This is a genomic window from Pseudomonas sp. Q11 (assembly GCF_024494355.1).
GTDB lineage: Bacteria > Pseudomonadota > Gammaproteobacteria > Pseudomonadales > Pseudomonadaceae > Aquipseudomonas > Aquipseudomonas hefeiensis.
Genome location: NZ_JAKNQY010000001.1, coordinates 43613 through 68221, shown reverse-complemented (window position 1 = coordinate 68221; position 24609 = coordinate 43613). Strand labels below are relative to the sequence as shown.

General features: G+C 61.9%; 15 protein-coding genes. 10 read left to right on the top strand and 5 right to left on the bottom strand.

Annotated features, from left to right (window positions below; genetic code table 11):
- Positions 1–191 precede the first annotated feature (191 nt).
- The gene (locus MA884_RS00290; protein WP_256228374.1) at positions 192–632 is read left to right on the top strand and encodes a carboxymuconolactone decarboxylase family protein; all 441 of its coding nucleotides are present in this window, start codon (positions 192–194) and stop codon (positions 630–632) included.
- A 29-nt stretch (positions 633–661) separates the two neighbouring features.
- Here MA884_RS00290 and MA884_RS00285 read toward each other — a convergent pair whose 3' ends face one another.
- Entirely contained in the window at positions 662–6274 is a 5613-nt protein-coding gene (locus tag MA884_RS00285) for a putative Ig domain-containing protein (protein WP_256228373.1), read from the bottom strand.
- Between the two features lie 393 nt (positions 6275–6667).
- Here MA884_RS00285 and MA884_RS00280 point away from each other — a divergent pair, with 393 nt between their 5' ends.
- From MA884_RS00280 to hemN, 3 genes are all read left to right on the top strand, one after another.
- On the top strand, positions 6668–7111 hold the full coding sequence (locus MA884_RS00280) for a CopD family copper resistance protein (RefSeq protein ID WP_256228372.1): 444 nt from the start codon (positions 6668–6670) through the stop codon (positions 7109–7111).
- Between the two features lie 98 nt (positions 7112–7209).
- A complete protein-coding gene (locus MA884_RS00275) occupies positions 7210–8589 on the top strand; it encodes a coproporphyrinogen III oxidase (protein WP_256228371.1) in 1380 nt (459 codons plus the stop codon).
- Complete coding sequence (gene hemN / locus MA884_RS00270) at positions 8586–9974, top strand: oxygen-independent coproporphyrinogen III oxidase (protein WP_256228370.1); 1389 nt, start codon at positions 8586–8588, stop codon at positions 9972–9974. The genes MA884_RS00275 and hemN overlap by 4 nt, the downstream gene beginning before the upstream one ends.
- Positions 9975–10073: 99 nt before the next feature.
- Here the strand turns inward: hemN and MA884_RS00265 are convergent, their stop codons facing one another.
- Positions 10074–12725, bottom strand: coding sequence for an excinuclease ABC subunit UvrA (locus MA884_RS00265; RefSeq protein ID WP_256228368.1), 2652 nt, complete (start codon positions 12723–12725; stop codon positions 10074–10076).
- 308 nt (positions 12726–13033) lie between these two features.
- Here MA884_RS00265 and nosR point away from each other — a divergent pair, with 308 nt between their 5' ends.
- The 6 genes from nosR to MA884_RS00235 are packed head-to-tail and all read left to right on the top strand — an operon-like array spanning position 13034 to position 20821.
- Positions 13034–15202 carry a transcriptional regulator NosR gene (nosR, locus tag MA884_RS00260; RefSeq protein WP_256228364.1) on the top strand — a complete coding sequence of 723 codons (2169 nt, stop codon included), beginning with the start codon at positions 13034–13036 and terminating at the stop codon, positions 15200–15202.
- A gap of 53 nt (positions 15203–15255) precedes the next feature.
- Positions 15256–17175, top strand: coding sequence for a TAT-dependent nitrous-oxide reductase (gene nosZ / locus MA884_RS00255; protein ID WP_256228363.1), 1920 nt, complete (start codon positions 15256–15258; stop codon positions 17173–17175).
- Between the two features lie 26 nt (positions 17176–17201).
- Positions 17202–18521: a nitrous oxide reductase family maturation protein NosD gene (locus tag MA884_RS00250; RefSeq protein WP_256228362.1), complete on the top strand. Its 1320-nt coding sequence runs from the start codon at positions 17202–17204 to the stop codon at positions 18519–18521.
- Positions 18518–19435, top strand: coding sequence for an ABC transporter ATP-binding protein (locus tag MA884_RS00245; protein ID WP_256228361.1), 918 nt, complete (start codon positions 18518–18520; stop codon positions 19433–19435). Before MA884_RS00250 ends, MA884_RS00245 begins: the two co-directional genes overlap by 4 nt.
- A complete protein-coding gene (locus tag MA884_RS00240; RefSeq protein ID WP_256228360.1) occupies positions 19432–20262 on the top strand; it encodes an ABC transporter permease in 831 nt (276 codons plus the stop codon). Before MA884_RS00245 ends, MA884_RS00240 begins: the two co-directional genes overlap by 4 nt.
- Before the next feature lie 31 nt (positions 20263–20293).
- On the top strand, positions 20294–20821 hold the full coding sequence (locus MA884_RS00235) for a nitrous oxide reductase accessory protein NosL (protein WP_256228359.1): 528 nt from the start codon (positions 20294–20296) through the stop codon (positions 20819–20821).
- 201 nt (positions 20822–21022) lie between these two features.
- Here MA884_RS00235 and MA884_RS00230 read toward each other — a convergent pair whose 3' ends face one another.
- From MA884_RS00230 to nirJ, 3 genes are read right to left on the bottom strand one after another with little or no spacing between them, the layout of a single operon-like run.
- Positions 21023–22504 carry a nitrite reductase gene (locus MA884_RS00230; RefSeq protein ID WP_256228358.1) on the bottom strand — a complete coding sequence of 494 codons (1482 nt, stop codon included), beginning with the start codon at positions 22502–22504 and terminating at the stop codon, positions 21023–21025.
- Entirely contained in the window at positions 22501–23331 is an 831-nt protein-coding gene (gene cobA, locus MA884_RS00225; RefSeq protein ID WP_256228357.1) for a uroporphyrinogen-III C-methyltransferase, read from the bottom strand. The genes MA884_RS00230 and cobA overlap by 4 nt, the downstream gene beginning before the upstream one ends.
- 37 nt (positions 23332–23368) lie before the next feature.
- Positions 23369–24565, bottom strand: a complete 1197-nt coding sequence (gene nirJ, locus MA884_RS00220) for a heme d1 biosynthesis radical SAM protein NirJ (protein ID WP_256228356.1) — start codon at positions 24563–24565, stop codon at positions 23369–23371.
- Positions 24566–24609: the final 44 nt, after the last annotated feature.

Below are 24609 nucleotides of genomic sequence, written 5' to 3'. Positions count from 1 at the left end.
TGGGCGATTGTGTGGCGCTAGCCCTCAAAGGCGCAAGATTAACCGCATTGTGTGTTTGCATAGAAGTTGCGTGGAGAAAATTGCGTTGATTGGTCTGGTATGAAATGGTCCTGGATTTTTCGACACATTGGATCTGTCACGCAACGTGCTCACGTTCTACCGTACGAGTCTAGATCATCACGGAGTTCGCCATGAGCCAGCGTCTGGATTACTACAGTGCGTCCCCAAGGGCGATGAAAGCCATGATTGGCCTGGAAGCGCTAAGCAGTCGCCTGAGTATAGAACCGGGACTTCTGAACCTGGTCAAGATCCGTGCCTCGCAGCTTAACGGTTGTGCGTTCTGCACCGACATGCACTCGGTGGATGCGCGGCGCCTGGGTGAGAGTGAGCGGCGCCTGTTCGCCGTAGCGGTGTGGCGCGACAGTGGGTTTTTTACCCCCCGCGAACGCGCCGCCCTGGCCTGGACCGAAGCGGTAACGCTGTTGGCCGAAAGCCAGGTGCCGGATGAGGTCTTTGCCCTGGCCCGCGCGGTGTTCAGCGAAGAGGAACTGGTCGACCTCACGCTGGCAATCAGCACCATCAACAGCTGGAACCGGCTGGCGGTGAGTTTCCGCCAGAGTCCTGGTGCCTGATCGTTGATAGACCGGCCTGCCCCCGCAGGTCAGGCGGTGAAGTCACTGGCATGCAGCTCCTTGACGCCCACCAGTTCGAATTCGAACTCGGCGCTGGCGTCGGCATCGACACTGCCGTAGAGGATGCCATCGGCAAAACGCAATTGTCCGGTGGCATCGGCGCCAAAGGCATTGCTGCCAATGAATGTGAACGTGTCGATCTCGGCGGTCAGCGGATTGGCGTCCAGCCCGCTGAAGTCCAGTTGGTCGAACTCCGTGCTCTTGAAGCCGCTGATGACATCGCGTAACGCCCCGACACCCATGTCCGTCAGCACGTCGAAGGCGTAAGTGTCGGCGCCTGTGCCGCCGGTCAGGCTGTCAGTGCCTGCGCCGCCGATCAACCGGTCATCGCCCGAGCCACCCACCAGCGTATCGTTGCCCGCCCCACCGTTGAGCACGTTGGCGCCGCTGTTACCCGTCAGGTTGTCGGCGTAGGCACCGCCGGTCAGGTTCTCGACAGACTTGAAGGTGTCAAGTCCCGAACCCACGGTGTTCTGTTGTGCGGAGGTGGAAAGGGTGGCCGTGACACCGGCCATGGCCCGTTCGAACGACACCGTGTCATTGCCATCGCGACCGTCCAGCACGTTGTTGCCTGCCCCGGCGAACAGCGTGTTATCCAGCGCATTGCCCGTGCCGTTGGCGGCGTCGGGGGTATCGATGTACAGGTTTTCGACGTGGTTGCCGAGGGTATAGGCCGTCAGGCTGCTGTGCACGCTGTCGATCCCGCCGGACACCGGATTGCTGTTGGTTTCGATCACGGTATCGCCGGAGTTGTCGACATAATAGGCGTCGTTGCCATCGCCCCCGCTCATGCTGTCCGCCCCGGCGGCGCCATCGAGCACGTTATTGGCGGCATTACCGGTGATGAAGTTGCGTCGCTCATTGCCGGTGCCGTCGATGTCCGACACGCCGGTGAGCACCAGGTTCTCCAGGTTGTCGCCCAACGTCCAACTGACCGAGGCCTGCACCGTGTCGATCTGCGCGGTGGAGGTGTTGCTTTCCACCACGCTGTCGAACGCGTTGTCGACCACATAGACGTCGTTACCGTCGCCACCGGTCAGGCTGTCGGCGCCCAAGTCCCCATCCAGCGTGTCGTTGCCCGAGCTGCCGACCAGCGTGTCTGCCTGGTCGGTGCCGGAAATCATCCCGCCTTCGTTTTGGGCGTCGTCGAATATGTCCTGCACGCTGTTGTTGTCATCAGGATTGCCCTGGAAACCCAAGTCATCGGCGATGTAATCGGCCAGGCGCTGGCCAACGATTTCCGCCGATTCCTCGTGCAAGTGCCAGACGTCGTCGGGATACACCAGCGGATCGACTTCGTAGCGCAGAGGCAGGTCGGTGTAGTCCACCGCCAGCTTCACGTCCGCGCGCTCGGCGGCGATGGCCTCCTGGGTGGCGCGGACATAACCGACACCTTCGACAATGTCGGCGATCTTTTCTTCCGAATAGCCACGGGCGCGCGCCGCGTCCTGCTGGTAATGCCCGGTCTCCATCAGGTACACATTGAAACTGCCGAACTGGGCGTGCAGGTAATCAAACACGGCCAGCGTCGCAGTCTTGTAGGCTGCCGCCGCAGCTTCCTTGTCGGAGGCACGGGCGATTTCCTGGGCCGCTTCCTCGCCCTGGCCCCAGACGATGCCCAGGGTGACATTGTCGATGGCCCGAAGCTCGGCAAGCTGATCCTGCAACAACGCCACGGCGCGTAACAGCGCAGGCCCCGGTTGGTTGGTGTCGGTTAGCCACCAGCACAACTTGAGCTCCTCGGCGCCCAGGGTTGACAGGCCATTGACCGTACTGCCACCCACCGCGATGTCGATGCCATTGCCGTCGGCATCGTCAAACTGACTGCGTACGTCATAAGGGGTGTACTTGCTCAGGTCATTGACCAGCATCGAGGTACCGGACTGATCGTCGTCCTCGCTCATGCGCAGCAGGCGCGCATTGGATTGGCCGAGGGTCGGCAGGTAGAGGATGTCCTGTTGGGCGCGCTCGCCGAACACGAAGTCATCGGCGGTCAGGGTGTCGAGGTAGTTACCGCTGAGGGCAATTTCGAAGCGATTGCCGTCGGCGTCCGCTTCGCTGGATTTGACATAGGTCTTGTCGCCGGCCGAGTTCAGGGTCATGTACAGCGTGCCGTTGCTGCCATTACCGAGGCCGAGAAAGCCCAGGCCGGAGACATCGATCTTGTCGACGCCCACGGTGAAGTCGTAGATCGTGTCCGTGGCTGTGACGCCGCCGGTGTCGTAGTCGCGATAGCTGTCGAGCACGTCGGTGTAGCGGAAGGTATCGGTGCCGTCGCCGCCGTACAACGAGTCGCGTCCGGCGCCGCCGTCGACAATGTCCGCGCCGGTGCCGGCCCTGATCGTGTCGTTGCCACCCAGGCCGAGGATCAGGTCCGCGCCCGCGGTGCCGGTGAGGGACTCGGCGTTGTTGGTTCCGGTGATGGTATTGGCCGGCGCATCGGCCACTGCCAGGGCGAAGCTGTCGCTCACCGAGGCACCTGAAGGATCGGTGGCCTTGACCAGTACGTTGTAGTTGCCTGCCGCGGTATTGGTTGGCGTGCCGGTGAACGTCAGATTGCTGGCATTGAAGTTCAGCCAGGTGGGCAGGGCGCTGCCGTCGGCCAGGGTGGCGGTGTAGGTCAGTACATCCTCGTTGGCGTCGCTGAAGCTGTCGGAGGTCACGGTGTAGGTGAACGGTGTACTTTCGGTGGCATTCTGGTCGAGCAGGGGGATAACCACCACGGGCGCCACGTTGCTGGGGGTGTTCTGGTCGGCGAAGACGAAATGACTGGCGGTCAGGCTGTTGACCAGGTTACCTGCCAGCGACACTTCGAAGCGGTTGCCGTTGGCATCGACGGTCAGGTCCTTGAGGTAGGTGCGGTTGGTCGAACTGCTGTAGCTCACCAGCAGCGTGCCGCCTTGGCCATTGCCCAGACCGGTGTAGCCGAGGGCCGATACATCGATTTTGTCGGCGGCCACATCGAAATCGAGAATCTGGTCACTGGCGCTGGTGGAACTGGTGCGGTAGCTGTCGAGTTTGGAGGTGTAGCGAAATACGTCGGCACCCGCGCCGCCGGTGAGTTTGTCCACGCCAGTGCCGCCCACCAGAATGTCGTTACCGGCGCCTGCGTTGAGCGTGTCGTTACCAGCGCCACCAAACAGTTGTTCGTCGGCCGCGGTGCCGGTCAACGTGTCGTTGTTCGGTGTGCCATTGATCACGATGGGCGCGGCCGGAACGTCCTGTACCGCGAGGGTGAAGCTGTCGCTGACCGTGGCGTTGCTGCCGTCGGTCGCGGTGACCTGTATGGAATACGTGCCCGATGCCGTATCGCTTGGCGTACCGCTGAATGTGCGGCTGGCGGCATCGAAGACCAGCCAGCCGGGCAGGGCGCTGCCATTGGCGAGCGTCGCGGTATAGCTGAGGCTGTCGTTGTCCGGGTCGGTAAAACTGGTGGCCGGCACCACGTAGCTGAAGGGCGTGTTTTCGGTCGCGTTCTGATCCAGCAGCGGCGTGGCCAGCACTGGCGCCTGGTTGGTGGGCGAGGCCGTGGCGAAGACAAAATTGGCGCTGGTCAATGTGTCGAGGTAGTTGCCTTCCAGCGCCACTTCGAAGCGGTTGCCATTGGCGTCGGCGGTCAGCGACTTGATGTAGGTCTTGGTCCCGGCGCTGTTGAGCACGACGTACACGGTGTCGTTCTTGCCGTCGCCAAGGCCGGTGAAGCCCATGGCCGACAGGTCGATCTTGTCGGCGCTGACATCGAAGTCGGTGATCAGATCGCCCAGGTTGACGCCGCCGGTGTCGTAGTCGCGGTAACTGTCCAGGCGGTTGGCGAACACAAAGGTATCGGCCCCAGTGCCACCGGTGAGGGTGTCCTTGCCGGCACCGCCGTCGAGCTTGTCGTCGCCCGCGCCACCACTGAGGCTGTCGTTGCCCGCCAGGCCCAGCAGGGTGTCGGCCGACTCGCTGCCGATCAGCGAGTCACTGCCGCTGGTGCCGGTGACCACCCGGTTGAAGATGAAGTTGCTGGCTGTCAGGCTGCTGGTCAGGTTGCCCGACAGAATCAGCTCGAAACGGTTGCCGCTGGCGTCGGCATCGTAGTCCTTGATGTAGGTGCGGTTGCTGCTGGCGCTGTAGCTGATCTGCAACGTGCCGCCACGGCCATTGCCCAGGCCGGTGAAGCCCAGGCCCGCGAGGTCGATTTTGTCCTGGGTGACGTCGAAATCGGTGATGGTGTCATCGAAACTGGTGGTGGCGTTGCGGTAACTGTCGGACTGGCTGGCGAAGCGGAATGTATCGGCCCCGGTGCCGCCAGTCAGTCTGTCGATGCCGGCGCCACCCACCAGGATGTCGTCTCCCGCGCCGCCATTGATGGTGTCATTGCCGGCACCGCCGTAGAAAAGCTCGTTGGCGCCGCTGCCCAGCAGGGTGTCGTTGCCGGCGGTTCCTTGCACGGTGGTCACCGGTACTGTGGCGCTGACATAGCTGCCGTCGCCATAGACCAGTGTGGCGCCCTTGCTGGTGTGACTGATGGTGTTGGCGATGATCGCATTGCGGTCGGTGCCGTCTTCGTTGCGTTCGGCAACGCCGTAGGTCGACAGGTCGCTGCCGCTGATGATGTTGCCCTGGATGAGGTTGTCGCTGCCGTTGAAGTAGCGGCCGGACACGCCCAGGGTGTCGTCGTAGGACTGGATGATGATTTCCGGTACGGGGTTGCCCAGGGAATTGTTGTTGAGGGTGTTGTCGATGACTTCAACGTGATTGCTGCCGTAGATGCGAATCCCGGCACTGGCGTTGTCGTGGATGTCGACGCCGCTGACGGTGACGTCGCTGGACAGCTTGATCAGTACGCCTTCGCCGCCGTTGCCATACACCTCGCCGCCGGTGATGGTGATGTTGCTGGGGGAGGGGATGTCCTCGCTGCCGCGCTGCACCACGATGCCGTTGCCGCCGTTGTTGTAGGCAACGTTGTTGGTGAGGGTGAAGTCGTGGGTGCTGGTGACGACGTTGAAACCGTGGCGGTCATTGTCGTAGGCGACATTGTTTTCAAAGGTGCTGTCGCTGAGAAAGTCAGCAACGAAGCCGTCCAGGCCGTTGCCATGGGAGACGCTGTTCTTGATGACCATGTTGACGGTCTGCTCGTGGGGGTCGAAACCGTACCCGGAGCAATCCTTGATCTCGACGCTGTCGAGGGTGACGTTGGAATCGTAGCCTTCTTCGCCGGGAATGTAGCCGTTGAACCAGCCGTCGATCTTGCCGGTGGTGTTGTCGCGGTTGCCGTCGATGGTGAGATGGCTGACGCCGAAGTCGTGGGTTTCCTCACCGTAGGCCGAACGGATGATGCCGGTGATCTTGGTGTCGGAGCCGTCGGCCACTTTGACGGTGGTTTCGCCCATGCCATCGCCGTACAAATAGACGTTGCTCTTGAGCATCAGGCAGCCGTCGGAGGGTTCCTCGCCGGCCGAAACGATGTAGGTCCCGGTCGGCATGTACACCTGCCCGCCGCCTGCGGCCGCCGCCGCATCAATGGCACTTTGTATCGCCGCCGTGTCGTCGGTGATGCCATCTCCTTTGGCGCCAAAATTTTGTACATTGAAAATCATGAGCTTATCTCCGTATCGGGCTATAACCACGGTAGAAGCCAATATTCCATCGGCGGCCACCGAGTTATGACCCACAGGAACGCGAAAGTTGTGACCGCATATCGGCTGAGCGTCAAAAAAACCAACGGGCTGATCAACGGTCGGAACGACTTCAGCAACAGGTAACGTTCTGTTGACGCTTTTCGGTTCGCACAACCTGTGTGGGAGCGAGCCTGCTCGCGATAGCGGTGTGTCAGTCGATGGGATGCAAGCCGAACCGACGCTATCGCGAGCAGGCTCGCTCCCACAGGTGCGGTATCGGTTTTCCTTGATTGGCATCAACCCCCAATCCGACGTCGCGGGATAACCTCGGGTAAACCATCGCCCGATGATTCAGGGGCGACCGAGGAGCCCATGAGCTATCCGCTGTTTCTGACATTGCACCTGTTTGCTGCGCTGGTTTTCATTGGCACGGTGTTTTTCGAGGTGTTGTTCCTGGAGAGCATCCGCAAACAGCTGCCCGCCAAAGTCATGGTGCTGCTGGAACAGGGCATCAGCCGGCGTGCCCGGCAGTTGATGCCCTGGGTGTTGCTGACGCTGTTCGGTGCAGGTGCTGCCATGGTCTGGCTGCGGTACTGGGCGGTGCTGTCGTCACCGTTGGCGTCCTCGTTCGGTTTGCTGCTGGGGCTCAAGATTGTGTTGGCGTGCAGTGTGCTGGGGCATTTCCTCTGGGCCATGTGGCTGTTCAAGCGCGCACGCATGAACGCCCGTTACGTCCAGATCATCCATACCAGTGTGTTTGTCCATCTGGTGGCGATCGTGCTGTTGGCCAAGGGCATGTTTTACGCCACGTGGTGAAATGGCTACGGCGCGTTTTCAAGGGCGCTTGATACAGGTCAAGGTGGCCTGGAGGAATAAGTCGGACACTGTCGCCGCGCAGCCACTCGGAGATTGTCATGTTCGACCTGTTCCAAACCCTCGGCGAGCGTCCATCCGGGCATGTTCCTGCGGTGGCTGATTTCGATTGCCCAATCGGTACGCGAAGGTTCCACAGTGGCGTGGGCTCGCTCGACCTGCTTCGAGGGTTGCGTGACAGTCGCCAGACGCGCCGGCCCTTGTCGCTGGCGGTGCATCTGCCTTCGCGTTTGAGGCTGGCGTCGTGTTCACCGCTTGCCAGCGTCTGCCAGTGCGGGGAGATCGAGGGGTATCTGCAACGCCTGACGTATGAGATGGGACTGATCGGTTGCCACTTGGGCGCGGGGCGACGGGTCGAGCAGTTTTGCCTGACCGGTGGCACGCCCGTGATCACGCATTTGCGGCGGTTGATGAGTGATCTTCGCAAGCGCTTCGACTTTTCCGAATACGACAGCGGCGACCACAGCATCGAAGTGGACTTGCACCACACCGATTGGTCGACCATGGGCCTGATTCGCGACCAGGGATTTACTCATGTCAGCATCGGCGTTCCCGACATCGGGGTCGACAGCGATTTGTCCGTCGATTGCTACCAGAACCCGGCACCGATTCATTCGCTGATCGATGCAGCGCGCACTTTTGGTTTTCGCTCCATCAACATTGACCTCGGTTATGGCCATGCCTGGCAGACGCCACACAGTTTCGCTGTGAAACTGGCGACGCTGATCGAACTGGAACCGGATCGGTTGCACGTGTTCGACTATGCCCGTGCGCCTTATCGTTATCGTTCGAAGAAAGCCGGGGCGGCTGGTGCCTTTTGCAGCCAGTCGGACATGGACACCATGCGCCGGATTTGCTGCGAACAACTGACCGGCGCGGGTTATCACTACATCGGGTTGGGGCAGTTCGTCAGGGCTGACGATGACTTGGCGGTCGCCCAGGAACATGGACGCCTGCACCGCAATTGCCAGGGTTTTACCCGTCACGGGTGCTGTGACCACGTAGGGTTTGGCTTGTCGGCCATCACTCAGATCGAGCAGCTGTACGTGCAGAACACCGATGACCTGCTTGAGTACTGCCAGCAACTGGATGCCGGGCAATTGCCCGTCTGTCGCGGCTGGCGGTGTGAGGTCCAGGATCTGGTCAGGGCGACCGTTACCGAGCAGCTCTCCTGCGACCTGGAGCTGGACATCCCGGCCATCGAAGCGCGTTTCGGGCTGGTCTTCCGCGATTATTTCGCGTCCATCTGGCCGCAGCTGGAGGCGTTGCGCAGCAAGGGATTGATCGAATTGACCAGCCGTTTTATCGGCATTTTGCCCGCCGGACGCCTGAGTGTGGATGCGATCTGCAATCTGTTCGATCCAGCTCCGGAAGACGCAGGCGCTTTGACCAGCCCCTTTGACAGGTTGACCCCATCATGAATGCTGCATCCGCTTTCAATCGCGCCCTGGTCGAGAAGTACGACCGTCCGGGACCGCGCTACACCTCCTATCCGACGGCGCCGCAGTTCCATCAGGCGTTTGCCATGGATGAATACCGCCAGGCCGCCGAGTTGAGTAACCAGGCCCCGGTGCCCAAGCCTTTGTCGGTCTACATTCATATCCCGTTTTGCCAGAGCCTTTGCTACTACTGCGCGTGCAACAAAATCATTACCCGCAAGACCCATCGCGCCGCTGAATACCTGACGTACCTCAAGCGCGAAATTGCCCTGCAGGCGACGTTGTTCGATCGCTCGCGCAAACTGACTCAACTGCACCTGGGCGGCGGTACACCGACCTATCTGACCCATGAGCAACTGGCCGAACTGATGGACTGTCTGCATCAGTCGTTCGACATGGATGACAGCGATGCCCATGAGTTTTCCATCGAGGTCGATCCCCGCACTATCGATGCGCAACAGATCCAGGGGCTGCGCGAGCTGGGGTTCAATCGCCTGAGCTTCGGCGTCCAGGATTTCGATGCCCAGGTGCAGGCCGCGGTCAATCGGGTGCAGAGCGAGGCACAGGTTGTCGAGTTGGTGGAGGCCGCCCGCGTGGCACGCTTCAAGTCCGTCAGCGTTGATCTGATCTACGGCTTGCCGCTGCAAACCATCGCCAGTTTCGATGTGACCCTGAGCAAGATCATCGCCCTGCGTCCCGACCGGATCGCCGCCTACAGCTATGCGCATCTGCCGCAACGGGTGCGGGCGCAACGGATGATCCGACCCGAAGACATGCCGCCGCCGGAGCGCAAGCTGGAGTTGCTCGAACTGACCATCAATCGTCTGACCGAAGCCGGTTATGTCTACATCGGCATGGATCATTTTGCCTTGCCGGACGATGAGCTGGTGCGCGCCCGGGCCCAAGGCACGTTGCAGCGCAACTTCCAGGGGTATTCCACCCATGCCGATTGCGATTTGATCGGCCTGGGTGTGTCTTCGATCGGTAAGGTCGGTGACAGCTATGGTCAGAACGTCAAGGAGCTTTCCCAGTACTACGCTCGCCTGGATCAAGACCTGCTGCCGGTGCAGCGAGGCTATCGCCTGAGCGACGATGATCGGTTGCGCCGCGAGGTGATCAGCGAATTGATGTGCCATGGACGGATCGATTTCGCCCGGATCCAGATCAGTCACGGTGTGGGCTTCAACGCGTACTTTGCCGATGCCCTGGTCCGGCTTCAGGAACTGGTGCGCGACGGACTGCTGGAGATCCACCCCGACTCGCTGGTGCTGCTGCCCCAGGGGCAGTTGATGATGCGCAACGTGGCCATGGCTTTCGACGCGTACTTGGGCGTGGACCAGACGGTGCAGTATTCGCGTACGGTTTGACGTCATGATGAGAGCTGGCCGTTCCCGCCGAGCTGCGCTGCTGCGCAGCGGCGGGGATAAATCCCCTTGCCACAGGGAGTGCGCCAGGCAGGTTGCACTTCAACCTCCGGACTGCAGCACTCTGCCCAGAAAGGCCGCCGTTCGACTTTCCTGACATTCGGCGACCTTCGCCGGAGCCCCGCATACCACGACTTTTCCGCCCTGGCTTCCAGCGCCCGGGCCGATGTCGATGACCCAATCACTCTGCGCCACCACGCGCATGTCATGTTCCACTACAACCACGCTGTGGCCTTCGTCCACCAAGCGATTCAACTGCACCAGCAAGCGATCCACGTCCTGGGGATGCAAGCCGTTGGTGGGCTCATCCAGCACGTACAAGGTGGCGCCCCGGGCTTTGCGCTGCAGCTCGGTCGCCAGTTTGATGCGCTGGGCCTCGCCGCCGGACAGTTCCGTGGCCGGTTGGCCCAAACGCAGGTAACCCAGCCCGATATCCTGCAGCACTTGCAGTGACCGCCTGGCCGATGCCTGCTCGGCAAACACCTCAAGCGCCTGGTTCACGGTCAGTTGCAACACCTGAGCGATGTTCAGCCCCTGCCAGTTCACTTCAAGGGTCTGGGGGTTGTAGCGATCGCCGTGACATGTGGGGCAGGGCGCATACACGCTGGGCATGAACAACAGCTCGACGCTGACGAAGCCCTCGCCCTCGCAGGTTTCGCAACGGCCTTTGGCGACGTTGAAGGAGAACTGTCCGGCATCGAAGCCCAGTTCCCGCGCCTGCGGCGTGGCGGCGAACAATTTACGTACGTGATCGAACAGCCCGGTGTAGGTGGCGAGGTTGGAACGCGGGGTGCGGCCGATGGGCTTCTGGTCCACCTGGACCAGCCGCTTGACCGCCTCAAGCCCGGCGGTGACGTGGCCGCCACTGGTTTGCAGCGGTTCATCTTCCAGGCTTTGTTCATCGGCTTCGGCGTTGTGGTTGGCCTGGCCTAGATGGCCGCCCACCAGGTCCAGCAGGGCCTGGCTGACCAGGCTGGATTTGCCCGAGCCGGAAATGCCGGTCACAGCGCTGAAGCAACCCAGGGGAAAGGCGGCGCTCAGGTTGTCCAGATTGTTGCGGGTGATGCCTTCCAGGCGTAACCAGTCCTTGGGTGTCCGAGGCGTACGCCCCGTAGCGTTGTCCTCGGCAAACAGGTAGGCACGGGTGCGTGACTCCGGTACCTGCCGCAGGCCGGCGGGTGGGCCGCTGTAGAGGATTTTCCCGCCTTGTTCACCCGCGTCGGGGCCGACGTCGATGAGCCAGTCGGCGCGGCGCATCGTGTCCAGGTCGTGTTCGACCACAAACACCGAATTACCCGAAGCCTTGAGGCGTTGCAGAGCCTGGAACAGCGCTTCACTGTCGGCCGGGTGCAGGCCGGCGGAGGGTTCGTCCAGCACGTAGATCACGCCGAACAACTGGGAGTTGAGTTGGGTCGCCAGGCGCAGGCGTTGCAGCTCGCCGGAGGACAGTGTCGGCGTGCTGCGCTCCAGGGCCAGGTAGCCTAGGCCCAGATCGATCAGGGTGACGATGCGCTCCAGCAACTCAGTGGCGATGCGTTGGGCGGCCAGGCGTTTTTCCAGGGAAAGATTGTGCGTGTGGCGTGCATCAGGCCCACCGGCGTGGGGATTCTCACCGCGGGCGGCGCGCTGCTCGCGGGCCTCTCGGGTCTGCTGGTGGGTAAGGGTTTTTCCCGGTTCCTCGGCTTGTGCCAGATAGTCCGGGGCGGCAACGCCCTTGAGCACCTCGGCCAGTTCCAGCAGCGGCAGGTGGGATAGCTCGGCGATGTCCAGGCCGGCAAAGGTCACGGTCAGCGCCTGGCGCTTGAGGCGTTTACCCTCGCACACCGGACAAGGGCTGGCGCGCATGTATTGCGCCACGCGTTTGCGCATCTGGGCGCTTTGGGAGTGCATGAACGTGTGCAGCAGGTAACGTCGGGCGCCGCTGAACGTGCCTTGATAGCTGGGTTCGAGTTTGCGCTTGAGGGCCGTGCGGGTCTGGGCCGGGGTGAGCCCGGCGTACACCGGGACGGTGGGGGTTTCTTCGGTGAAGAGAATCCAGTCACGCTGTTTTTTCGGCAGGTCGCGCCAGGGGATGTCGACGTCATAACCCAGGGTCACCAGAATGTCCCGCAGGTTCTGGCCTTGCCAGGCCATGGGCCAGGCCGCCACGGCGCGCTCACGGATGGTCAGCGAAGGGTCCGGGACCATGGACGCTTCGGTCACTTCATAGACCCGACCCAGGCCATGACATTGCTCGCAGGCGCCCTGGGGCGTGTTGGGCGAGAAATCCTCGGCGTAGAGCATCGGTTGCTCGGCCGGGTAGCTCCCGGCCCTGGAGTAAAGCATGCGGATCAGGCTCGACAAGGTGGTGACGCTGCCCACCGAGGAGCGTGCGCTGGGGGTGCCGCGTTGCTGTTGCAAGGCCACCGCTGGCGGCAGGCCTTCGATGCTGTCCACGTCCGGCACGCCCACCTGGTCGATCAGGCGCCGGGCATAAGGTGCGACTGACTCGAAGTAACGGCGCTGGGCTTCGGCATAAAGCGTGGAAAAGGCCAGCGACGACTTGCCGGACCCCGACACTCCCGTGAATACCACCAGGGCATCGCGAGGGATGTCGACGTCGACATTCTTGAGGTTGTGTTCGCGGGCGCCACGCACCCGGACGAAGCCGGTGTTTTCAGGCAATGGGGCGATGGGAGCGGAGCGTTGGGGCATGGAGCGTTCCTTGGTGCGCGTTTGCGCAACGCATTGAGGCTTCATTTGCGTAACGGCGTCACTGGAGAATGGCGCCTGAGTCACAGCGCTGACAAGTATCCGACCGGCTTGATGGGGGCTCGTGCAATAAAAATAGGCCGGGATACCCTCCCTCAAGGGCGGCTGCACCGTGATCTGCACTGGTGCCCGCGTCGAACTGCCTGTGTGTTCGCCGAGGCAAATTTTCCCGAGTTGATTTCAATCAAGGGCCGAGCGGGGAGTGCCCCCTACCATGAGCGCCAAGATCCTGTCCCCAAGACCTGGCGTCCATGACCCGTCCTTTTGTGATGTTGCATCCATCCCGTTTCTGGCTCTATGGACTGTCCGTTCTACTGCTGTTGGTCACCAGCCTTGCCCAGGCCAGGGACTACGGTGACACCCCGCAACAGCGCATTCACCATGTCCTGAAACAGACCGACGCAATCTCCGACCCCGAAGGGCCGTACAAGGTGCGCAGGTTGTCCGCTGCCGGCAAGGTCCTGGGGTACGTGTTTCAAAGCCTGGACGTTGTGGACATTCCCGCTTACTCGGGCAAGCCCATCAACGTCCAGGTGATCCTTGACCCGGCCGGTGTGATCCTCGATGCTTTTGTGCTTGAACACCACGAACCGATTCTGCTGATCGGTATTGCCGAAGAAAAGCTCCACGCTTTCAGCGCCCGCTACAGCGGCATCAAGGTCAACCAACGGGTGGTGGTGGGGCACTCCAGTGACCCGAATGCGGTGACGGTGGATGCAATCGCCGGCGCCACCGTGACGGCGATGGTGGTCAATGAAGTCATCATGCGCGCCGCTCACGATGTCGCGGTCTCCCTGGAACTGGTCAAGGGTGACGCGGGGCTGGCGGTGGCGCCGGCCCGGGTGCGTGAAGACCTTTACGAACCCGCCGACTGGACGACCTTGACCGGTAGCGGCGCGGTGCGTCGCCTGCACCTGACCCGCGGCCAGGCGGACGCGTCCTTCAAGGGGACCGAGGCCGAGGGTGTCGAAGCCGCCAGCGCCGAGCAAGCAGACGACACCTTCATCGACCTGTATGTGACCCACCTGAACCCGCCCACCATCGGCCGCAACCTGCTGGGCGAGGCGCAATTCCGCACGCTGATGGCCGAGCTCAAGCCCGGTGAGCAGGCGATCGCCGTGATGGGCAGTGGTCGTTATTCCTTCAAGGGCTCAGGGTATGTGCGCGGCGGCATTTTCGATCGCGTGCAGGTGCGTCAGTTCGGCGACGCCATCAGCTTTCGCGACCTGGACTTCCAGCGTCTGGACGACGTAGCGCCGGCGGACATGCCGGAGTTCGACGAGATGGCGATCTTCATCGTCCGCGCCGCCCACCGTTTCGACCCGGGTTCGCCCTGGAGCCTGGAACTGCTGGTGCGTCGTCAGACCGGGCCTGTCAGCGGCACCTTCAGCAGCTTCGAACTGGCTTATCAACTGCCCGAGCCTTATCTGGAAAGACCATTGCCGACGGCTGAGCAATTGGCAGCGGCCGAAGAAGCCAGCCGACCGATGTGGTTGACCCTCTGGTACCAGAAAAGCCTCGAGATCACCGTACTGGGTGTGGCCCTGCTGGTGCTCACGGCGATCCTGTTCCTCCAGGATGCGCTGGCCCGGCGACCGAAACTGCTGCACTGGCTGCGTCGCGGCTACCTGATGTTTACCGTGGTGTTTCTCGGTGGTTATGCATTGGCCCAGCTGTCGGTGGTCAATGTGCTGACCTTCGTTCATGCCCTGTTCGAAGGCTTTCGTTGGGAACTGTTCCTCACCGACCCGCTGATTTTCATCCTCTGGGTGTTCACTGCCGCCAGCCTTCTGCTGTGGGGGCGTGGGGTGTTCTGCGGCTGGTTGTGTCCGTTCGGTGCGCTGCAGGAGTTGCTCAACGAACTGGCGCGCAAGCTGAAAGTGCCGCAGTACGAGCTGCCGTTCGCCGTCCACGAGCGACTCTGGGCAATCAAATACATCATTTTGCTGGTGCTGTTCGGCATCTCGCTGGAGTCGATGTCCAGCGCCGAACGATTGGCCGAGGTGGAACCCTTCAAGACCGCCATCACCCTCAGGTTCGACCGTCAGTGGTGGTTCGTGGCGTATGCGCTGGGTCTGCTGGTGATCAACCTGTTCACCCGCAAAGTCTATTGCCGCTACATCTGCCCGCTGGGTGCCGCCCTGGCGATGCCGACCCGGCTGCGGCTGTTCGACTGGCTCAAGCGCCGCAAGGAATGTGGCAACCCCTGCCAGCTGTGCGCCAAGGAATGCGAGATTCAGGCGATTCACCCCGATGGCCGGATCAACGCCAACGAATGTCACTACTGCCTCGATTGCCAGATGACCTGGCACAACGAAAACAAATGCCCGCCGCTGATTAACAAGCGCAAAAAGCGCGGCAAGGCAAGTGCGACCGATGCGCAACTGATTCCCGTGGTGCAGGTGAACCCGGCGCCTTGAGACCTCCGAATGTCTTGTCCCTTGACCCTTTCATTTTTCATGGAGCACACAGCATGAGCGACAAAAAAACCGAAACCAGCGGCGCGGTCGAAGAACCCAGGGGCGTCAGCCGTCGAGGCTTTTTGGGCACCAGTGCGGTGACCGGCGCGGTGCTGGCCGGCGCCACGGCGTTGGGTGGCGCGGTGTTCAGCCGTGAGTCCTGGGCCGCAGCGGCCAAGGAAGCCAAGTCCAAAGTGCATGTCGGCCCCGGCGAGCTGGACGACTATTACGGTTTCTGGAGCGGCGGCCATCAGGGCGAGGTGAGGGTGTTGGGTGTGCCGTCGATGCGCGAGCTGATGCGTATTCCGGTGTTCAACGTCGACTCGGCCACCGGTTGGGGGTTGACCAACGAAAGCAAGCGCATCCTGGGTGACAGCGCCAAGTACCAGAACGGCGACTGCCATCATCCGCACATCTCCATGACCGATGGCAAATACGACGGCAAATACCTGTTCATCAACGACAAGGCCAATTCCCGGGTCGCACGCATTCGCCTGGACATCATGAAATGCGACAAGATTCTCACCGTGCCTAACGTACAGGCGATTCATGGCCTGCGCCTGCAAAAGGTGCCGTACACCAAGTACGTGTTCGCCAACGCCGAATTTGTCATTCCGCACCCCAATGACGGTCGCACGTTCGACCTGCAAGACAAGAACAGCTACACGATGTTCAACGCCATCGACGCCGAAAAAATGGAAATGGCCTTCCAGGTGATCGTCGACGGCAACCTGGACAACTCCGACGCCGACTACACCGGCAAGTACGCCGCCAGCACCTGCTACAACTCCGAGAAGGCCTATGACCTGGGCGGCATGATGCGCAACGAGCGCGACTGGGTGGTGGTGTTCAACATCCAGCGCATCGAAGCGGCGATCAAGGCCGGCAAGTTCATCACCCTGGACGGCTCCAGGGTGCCGGTGGTCGATGGTCGTAAAACCGATGGCAAGGACAGCGCGTTCACCCGCTACATTCCGGTGCCGAAGAACCCCCATGGGCTCAATACCTCACCGGATGGGAAATACTTCATTGCTAACGGCAAGCTGTCGCCTACTGTCTCGATGATCGCCATTGACCGGCTGGATGACCTGTTCGACGACCGCTACAAAGATCCGCGCGAGGTGATCATCGCTGAGCCGGAATTGGGCCTGGGACCGTTGCATACCACCTTCGACGGGCGCGGCAATGCCTACACCACCTTGTTCATCGACAGTCAGGTGGTGAAGTGGAACATGGACGAGGCCATCCGCGCCTACAAGGGCGAGAAGGTCAACTACATCAAGCAAAAGCTCGATGTGCAGTACCAACCCGGCCACAACCACGCGTCCCTGACCGAAACCAGCGAGGCGGACGGCAAATGGCTGGTGGTCTTGTGCAAATTCTCCAAGGACCGCTTTCTGCCCACCGGTCCGCTGCACCCGGAAAACGACCAGTTGATCGACATTTCCGGCGAAGAAATGAAGCTGGTACACGATGGCCCGGCCTTTGCCGAACCCCATGACTGCATCCTCGCCCGGCGTGACCAGATCAAGACCCAGAAGATCTGGAGCCGCACCGATCCGTACTTCGCCGAAACCGTGGTCATGGCCAAGAAGGATGGCATCAACCTGGAGACCGACAACAAGGTCATCCGTGATGGTAACAAGGTGCGGGTCTACATGACCTCGATGGCACCGGCCTATGGCCTGACGGAGTTCACCGTCAAGCAAGGCAACGAGGTGACGGTGACGATCACCAACATCGACCAGATCGAAGACGTCTCCCACGGCTTTGTCATGACCAACCACGGCGTGAGCATGGAGATCAGTCCGCAACAAACCTCGTCCATCACCTTCATCGCCGACAAGGCCGGTTTGCATTGGTACTACTGCAGCTGGTTCTGCCACGCCCTGCACATGGAAATGGTCGGGCGCATGCTGGTTGAAAAGGCCTGAGTCGGCTCATTGAGGAGACAGGTTCAATGACCGGTAACCAGCAACGGCCCATGGGTTACGCTCGCGCACCGGTCATTGCCCTGGTGCTCCTGGGACTGTCGGGCGGCGCGCTTGCGGCGCCGCAGCCGATCACCGACCTGCCTTTACAGGCCCACGGTGAACAGCAATGGCGCCTGCCCGCGGGGCAATACCGCGGCTCGTTCAGCATTGACCAACCCATGAGCCTGAAGTGTGCGCCAGACGCCGTATTCCAGGGGAAGGGGCAGGGCAATGCCTTGATCATTCGCGCACCCAACGTTCAGGTCCAGGGCTGCACCTTCCTCGACTGGGGGCATGACCTCACGGCCATGAATGCCGCGGTGTTCATCCAGCCTGGCGCCCAGGGGGCGGTGGTTCGTGGCAACCGCCTGCAGGGCCAAGGCTTCGGGATCTGGGTCGATGGCGCGCGGGATGTCAGCCTGATCGACAACCGCATCCAAGGCGATCCCGGGCTGCGCTCCCAGGACCGGGGTAACGGCATTCACTTGTACGCGGTACACGGTGCCCGGGTCATCGGCAACCACGTACGCGAGACCCGCGACGGCATTTACATCGACACCTCCAACGGCAACCTGCTTGAGGGCAACGTCCTGGAGGACCTGCGCTACGGCGTGCATTACATGTTCGCCAACGATAACCGTCTGTTGGGCAACGTCACCCGGCGCACCCGCACCGGTTATGCCTTGATGCAAAGCCGGCAACTGACGGTCATCGGCAACCGCTCCGAACAGGATCAGAACTACGGGATCCTGATGAACTACATCACCTATTCCACCCTGCGCGACAACGTCGTCAGCGATGTTCGCGACGGGTCCACCGGTGACACCATGATCACCGGTGCCGAGGGCAAGGCCCTGTTCATTTACAACTCGTTGTTCAACCGCATTGAAGGCAATCATTTCGAGCGCAGCGCGGTGGGCATCCACCTGACCGCCGGCTCGGAGGACAACCGCATCGCCGGCAACGTTTTCGCCGGCAACCAGCGCCAGGTCAAATACGTGGCCACACGGTTGCAGGAATGGTCGGTGGACGGGCGCGGCAATTACTGGAGCGATTACCTGGGTTGGGATCGCAACGGCGACGGGCTGGGAGACGTGGCCTATGAACCGAACGACAACGTCGATCGCCTGCTGTGGCTGTACCCCCAGGTACGGCTGTTGATGAACAGTCCGGGTATCGAACTGCTGCGCTGGGTACAGCGGGCGTTCCCGGTCATGAAATCCCCGGGGGTGATGGACAGCCATCCATTGATGCACGCGCCGCTCCAGCCCCCACCACGCAACAGTGCTCAGGAGGACGCGTCTTGAACGTCGTCGAGATCGAAGGCGTCAGTCAGCGCTACGGCAATGTCGCCGTGTTGCGCGAGCTGAACCTGAACCTGGCCCAGGGCGAAGTGCTCGGCCTGTTCGGGCACAACGGTGCGGGCAAGACCACGACCATGAAACTGATACTCGGTCTGCTGCGGGCCAGTGAGGGTCAGGTGCGGGTATTTGGCCGCGAGCCGAGTGATCCGGGCGTGCGCCGAATGCTCGGTTACCTGCCGGAGAACGTGATGTTCTACCCGCAGTTGAGCGGGCTGGAAACCTTGCGCCATTTCGCCCGGCTCAAGGGCGCGGCGCCAGAACAGATCGACCGCTTGCTGGAGGAGGTCGGGCTGGCGCAAGCGGCCCGGCGGCGCGTGCGCACCTACTCCAAGGGCATGCGCCAACGCCTGGGGCTGGCCCAGGCCTTGCTCGGCCAGCCGCGGCTGCTATTGCTGGACGAACCGACCGTCGGCCTGGACCCCATCGCCACCCAGGACCTCTATCAACTGCTCGATCGCCTGCGCTGGCAGGGCACCAGCATCATTCTTTGTTCTCACGTCTTGCCTGGCGTGGAAGCTCACATCAACCGCGCCGCAATTCTCACTCAAGGTCGTCTGTTGGCGCTGGGCAGCCTGGACCGGTTGCGCGAGGACGCGGGGCTGCCGACGTTGATCCGCGCGTCGGGTCTGTCACGGGCCGATTGGCTTCGCCAGCATTGGCGTAGCGAAGGGCATGCCACCCAAGGTTGGGGCGCGCAAGGGCTGCAGGTGTCCGCGCCGGATGGCAGCAAACTCAAATTGCTGCGCCAGTTACTGGCCCAGGATGATCCGACGGATGTCGAGATCAAACCGCCGTCCCTGGAAGATTTGTACCGCCATTACATGGTTCGCGCGGCGACCGAGGAGGCCGGTTCATGAACCCGATCTGGAACATGGCCCGCAAGGAATTCAGTGACGGCTTGCGCAACCGCTGGTTGTTGGCGATCAGTCTGTTGTTCGCCGTACTGGCCATCGGCATCGCCTGGCTTGGCGCGGCGGCGTCCGGCCAACTGGGTTTTACCTCGGTGCCGGCGACGGTGGCGAGCCTGGCCAGCCTGGCAACGTTCCTGATGCCATTGATCGCCTTGTTGCTGGCCTATGACGCGATTGTCGGCGAAGACGAGAACGGCACCTTGCTGCTGTTGCTGACGTATCCGTTGGGGCGCGGCCAGTTGCTGCTGGGCAAGTTTGTCGGTCACGGCCTGATCCTGGCACTGGCGACCCTGATCGGCTTTGGTTGCGCGATGTTCGCCATCGGCCTGCTGGTGGACGATATCGAGCTGAGTCTGCTGCTCTGGGCCTTTGGCCGCTTCATCGTCTCCAGCACGCTGTTGGGTTGGGTTTTTTTGGGGCTGGCCTATGTGCTGAGCAGTCTGTCGGCGGAGAAATCCACCGCCGCCGGGCTGGCGCTGGGCGTGTGGTTTTTCTTCGTGCTGGTGTTTGACCTGGCGTTGCTGGCACTGCTGGTGCTGAGCGAAGGCCGGTTCAGTCCGGACCTGCTGCCGTGGCTGTTGCTGTTCAACCCCACCGATGTGTATCGGCTGATCAACCTGTCGGGGTTCGACGCCGGTTCCAGCGGCGCGGCAGTGCTGACCCTGGGCAGCGACCTGCCGGTGCCCGGGCCTTGGCTTTGGCTGTGCCTGTGGTTGTGGATGGCTGTGCCGTTGTGGCTGGCCTATCGGTTGTTCAACCGTCGGTGCCCGTGATTTCTGATCTTGATAGAGGGAGCATGTAACGATGAACAGGCTGTATTCGAGGGCGGGCCGAGTCATGGCCGGGGTGTTGGTGTGCCTGGCGCTGGTGGCATGCGGCAAGACTGAGTCGCCACCGGCCTCAAAGGCGGCGCTGGCGTTCCATCCCAGTGACGAGTGCCATGTCTGCGGCATGGTCATCACGGATTTTCCCGGACCCAAGGGCGCCGCAGCGACCGCCAGCGGCGTGAAGAAGTTCTGCTCGCCGGCCGAGATGCTCGGTTGGTGGCTGCAGCCGGAGAATCATCGGGCTGACGTCAAGTTGTACGTCCACGACATGGGGCGCAGCCACTGGAACGCCCCGGATGATGAGCACCTGATCGATGCCCGGACCGCCTATTTCGTCGTCGGCTCCAGGCTCAAGGGCGCCATGGGCGTCGTCCTGGCCACGTTCGCCGACGCCCAGGCGGCGGAAAAACTCGCCAGCGCGACCGGCGGCCGGGTGCTGCGTCTGGAAGACATCGATCAGAAGCTGCTAGGACAGGCAACCGCCATGTCGCTGATGAGTCATTGAACCAGCAACCTGCTCCCGATGAGGAGCGTAGATGCTGTGTTAGAGCCGCGTAGGAGCTATGTAGGAGTTATGTAGGAGCTGTCGAGTGCAACGAGGCTGCGATCTTTTCCCAACCACTTGAGCCTCAAGTGAAAGATCAAGATCAAAAGATCGCAGGCTTCGCCAGCTCCTACAGGACCGAGCGGGAGCAGGTTCGCTCGCTCAGTGAGACGTACCTTCGGCAAATTCGATCTTGTTGCCAACGTTGTATTTGCCTGAAGGTTTGTTCATGGGCAGGCGTTTGATTTCCTTGAGGGTGTTGCTGTCGTAGACGATCAGCGCGCCGTCGGTGTCCCAGATGCTCAACAGCAGGTAACGGCCGTCATGGGTAAATTCGACGTGGGCGGCGGTTTTGCCGGGCATGGGGCGCAAGGTGTGGGCGATTTCCAGGGTTTGTTTGTCGATCAGGTGGATGGCATCGTTGCCTGCGGCGAAAAATACATCGGTCCAGGCATAGCGGGAGTTGGCATGGCTGCGCAGGAAGAAACCCGGCCCGAGGGTAGGGATCTGCCTGATGACTTTCCAGGTGTTGATGTCGATCACCGACACCAGTCCTTTGCTGATGTTAGGGGTCGCGAACACCCAGCGGCCATCGCGCTTCCAATAGGTGCCCGAGCCCAGGTGCGGCATGCCCGGCAGGCTGATGTCGCTGACCACCTGGCCACTGTCGAGGTCGATCACCTGTCCACCCTGGGCCTTGCGCGAGGTGGCGAGCAACTGGCGATAGTCGGGGGAGAAGGAAAAGTCATCCAGATGATCCTGGACCTCGATGCGCCTGGGCACGAAGTCCGGGTTCGGGCCGGTGGACAGTTCCCAAACCTCGTTCACATCCTTCAGTGCGACGATGAAGCTGTTGCGCGGCGCAGCGGTATAGACCGCGCTGACCCGCGAAGCCTGACCATCACTGCCCAGCGTCGCGATCGTCTTGACCAGTGACAAGTCCCGGGCATCCAGCACCGCCAGGTTGCCGGGCAGCGAGTTGCCCACCAGCACCCAGCGACCGTCCTTGCTCACCGCCAGGTTGCGGGTGTTGAGCCCGGCCCGCACCTCGGCGATCAGCTTGAGGTTGTGCAGGTCATACAGACTGATCCAGCCATCGCGCGACGCCAGGTAGACAAAACGCCCGTCCGGGGAAAACTTCGGTCCGCCATGCACTGCAAAGTGCGAGGCGAAGCGCGCGAGCACCTCGAAGCGATCCCCGTCGACCACCGCGACGTGATGATTGCCGGCTTCCACCACCACGAACAGGTTCAGCGGGTCGGCCCGGTGTTGCGGCTGGTCGGGCAATGTGGCGCCGTCCACCAGCACCCGATGACTTTGGCGAATAGCCTCTTCATTCCAGTTGGGCGGACGCTGGAGATAAAGCGCCAGGGCGTCGATTTGTGCAGGCTCCAGCAGCGTACCGAAGGCCGCCATCTGACTGGCGGGGCGGCCATTTTCGATCACCTGGCGAATTTCGCCGGGCTTGATCCGGCCCAGGCTCTGGGGCAGTAACGCCGGCCCGGCGCCGCCGATGCGGTTCACGCCGTGGCATTGTTGGCAGAGCTGCTGGTAATTGCGCTCGGCCTGTTCCAGGTCGGCGCCGGTGGTAACGGCGCCATGGCTCGTACCGATCCACAGCATTGCAAGCCCGATGCGCTTCATAGCGCCACCTTCAAAGCCTGGGGTTTGGGATGAACGCGAGCCGGATGCTGCATCGGTTGCTGGGCAAACAAACCGACCACCTTACCGATCACCGTCAATGTCGGCAGACCTTCGACGCAATCCAGTGCCATGGCCGGCAGTTGTTGCAGGGTGCCACGAAGCACTTGCTGGTCGGGGCGAGTGCCGTTGCTGATCAACGCCGCCGGAGTATCAGCGGCCAGGCCAGCAGCCATCAACCGTGCGGCAATGCTGCCCAGGTTCGACAAGCCCATGTAGAACACCAGGGTCTGGCTGTCATCCGCCAGGCTTTGCCACGGCAGGTTCAAATCACCTTCGCGCTGCAAGTGGCCGGTGATGAAACGGCAGGAGTTGACCAGGTCGCGATGGGTCAGCGGAATGCCGGCGTAGGCGCTGCAACCGGATGCGGCAGTGATACCGGGCACCACCTGACAATCGATGCCACGCGCCAGCAAGTATTCCAGCTCTTCGGCACCGCGACCGAAGATGAACGGGTCGCCGCCCTTGAGCCGGACCACCCGCTGGCCCTGATCCGCGAGGTCGGCCAGCAATTGGTTGATCTGCGCCTGGGGCAGGCTGTGGCAACCGGCGGCCTTGCCGACGTAGTGCCGGGCGCAGGTCAGCGGGATCAACCCCAGCAGTTGTGCACTGATCAGGCGGTCGTAGACCACCGCGTCGGCCTGCATCAACAGGCTCCAGGCGCGCAACGTCAGCAAGCCCGGGTCACCGGGACCGGCGCCGACCAGCGCGACTTCCCCCGATCTGAAGGACGATTGCAGGGCAGCGGGCAGAACGATAGAGGCAGACATGGGACTTCCTTGGTTCATCATCAGGTTCGCCGTCGGGTTATCGGGCGCAGGGCAGTGCAACGCTGGGAATCAAAGTGCTGGGGAGCGCGTGCAAGCCGATTTCGTCATCGCTGAGGTGGCAGCCGGGGTCCTGGCCCCACAGGTCGCCGTCGGCCCAGGCGCGCGTGCGGGTGTTGCCGTTGCAGATGGCCAGCCAACGACACTGTCCGCAGCGGCCACCCACGGTGCGCGGATGCTCGCGCAGTTTTTGCAGCAGAGCGTCGGGACGTTCCAGCCAGAGTGTGCGAAAGGGCGTCCGGCGCACGTTACCCACCGAGTGCTGCCACCAGTAAGTGTCGGGGTGCACCTCACCGGTGTTGTCGATGTTGGCAATGCCGCTGCCCGAGGCATTGCCGCCCCAAGCCTTGAGCATGCGTTCCAGTTCGGCGTAGTGATGGGGCAGGCGTGAGGCTACCCATTGCAGCAACAGCACCGCATCGGCGTCGTTGTTACCGCTGACGAAGTCCGAGTCGCGACCGTGCAGGATGTCGCTCCAGGCCCGCTCGAAGATCAGGGTCATGGCCTCGCGGCTCATCTGTTGCCGGGCGTCGAGCTGGCGACTGCGCTTGCCGCGACCGCTGTAGTTGAGGTGCGACAGGTAGAATTTCTGCACGTCGTATTCAGTCATCAGATCCAGCAGTCGCGGTAACTGGGCGTGGTTTTGCTGGGTCAGGGTGGTGCGCAATCCGACCCGGATCCCTCGTTCGCGACACAATCTGACGGCCGCCATGGAACGGGCGAAACTGCCTTTGAGCTGGCGGAAGGCGTCGTGAGTGGCTTCCAGTCCGTCGATGCTGATGCCCACATAATCGAAGTTCGCCGCCTCGATCTGCTCGATGTTGCTCGAGTCGATCAGCGTGCCGTTGGTGGACAGTGCCAGGAAAAACCCCTTGGACCGGGCATAGGCGCTGAGCTGGAACAGGTCTTCGCGCAGCAATGGCTCGCCGCCGGACAGGATCAATACCCGTACGCCCGCGTCATGCAAATCGTCGATGACCTTGAGCGCCGCCGACGTGTCCAGCTCATCGCGAAACACGCTGTCGGCCGAGGTGGCGTAGCAGTGTTTACAGGTCAGGTTACAGCGCCTGAGCAGATTCCAGATCACCACCGGCGGCCGTGTGCTGCCCGGTGGTGCAACACGCGGCGCGGGACATTGACCGGCCAGGGCGCGCAGGTAGTGGCTGATCCTCAACATAAGTCGCTCCTTCGTTGTGGGAGCAATGCTTGCCCGCGATGAAG

Coding starts and splice junctions, on each gene's coding strand:
- MA884_RS00290 (WP_256228374.1), top strand. CDS start 192: ATGAGCCAGCGTCTGGATTACTACAGTGCGTCCCCAAGGGCGATGAAA.
- MA884_RS00285 (WP_256228373.1), bottom strand. CDS start 6,274: ATGATTTTCAATGTACAAAATTTTGGCGCCAAAGGAGATGGCATCACC.
- MA884_RS00280 (WP_256228372.1), top strand. CDS start 6,668: ATGAGCTATCCGCTGTTTCTGACATTGCACCTGTTTGCTGCGCTGGTT.
- MA884_RS00275 (WP_256228371.1), top strand. CDS start 7,210: ATGTTCGACCTGTTCCAAACCCTCGGCGAGCGTCCATCCGGGCATGTT.
- hemN (WP_256228370.1), top strand. CDS start 8,586: ATGAATGCTGCATCCGCTTTCAATCGCGCCCTGGTCGAGAAGTACGAC.
- MA884_RS00265 (WP_256228368.1), bottom strand. CDS start 12,725: ATGCCCCAACGCTCCGCTCCCATCGCCCCATTGCCTGAAAACACCGGC.
- nosR (WP_256228364.1), top strand. CDS start 13,034: ATGACCCGTCCTTTTGTGATGTTGCATCCATCCCGTTTCTGGCTCTAT.
- nosZ (WP_256228363.1), top strand. CDS start 15,256: ATGAGCGACAAAAAAACCGAAACCAGCGGCGCGGTCGAAGAACCCAGG.
- MA884_RS00250 (WP_256228362.1), top strand. CDS start 17,202: ATGACCGGTAACCAGCAACGGCCCATGGGTTACGCTCGCGCACCGGTC.
- MA884_RS00240 (WP_256228360.1), top strand. CDS start 19,432: ATGAACCCGATCTGGAACATGGCCCGCAAGGAATTCAGTGACGGCTTG.
- MA884_RS00235 (WP_256228359.1), top strand. CDS start 20,294: ATGAACAGGCTGTATTCGAGGGCGGGCCGAGTCATGGCCGGGGTGTTG.
- MA884_RS00230 (WP_256228358.1), bottom strand. CDS start 22,504: ATGAAGCGCATCGGGCTTGCAATGCTGTGGATCGGTACGAGCCATGGC.
- cobA (WP_256228357.1), bottom strand. CDS start 23,331: ATGTCTGCCTCTATCGTTCTGCCCGCTGCCCTGCAATCGTCCTTCAGA.
- nirJ (WP_256228356.1), bottom strand. CDS start 24,565: ATGTTGAGGATCAGCCACTACCTGCGCGCCCTGGCCGGTCAATGTCCC.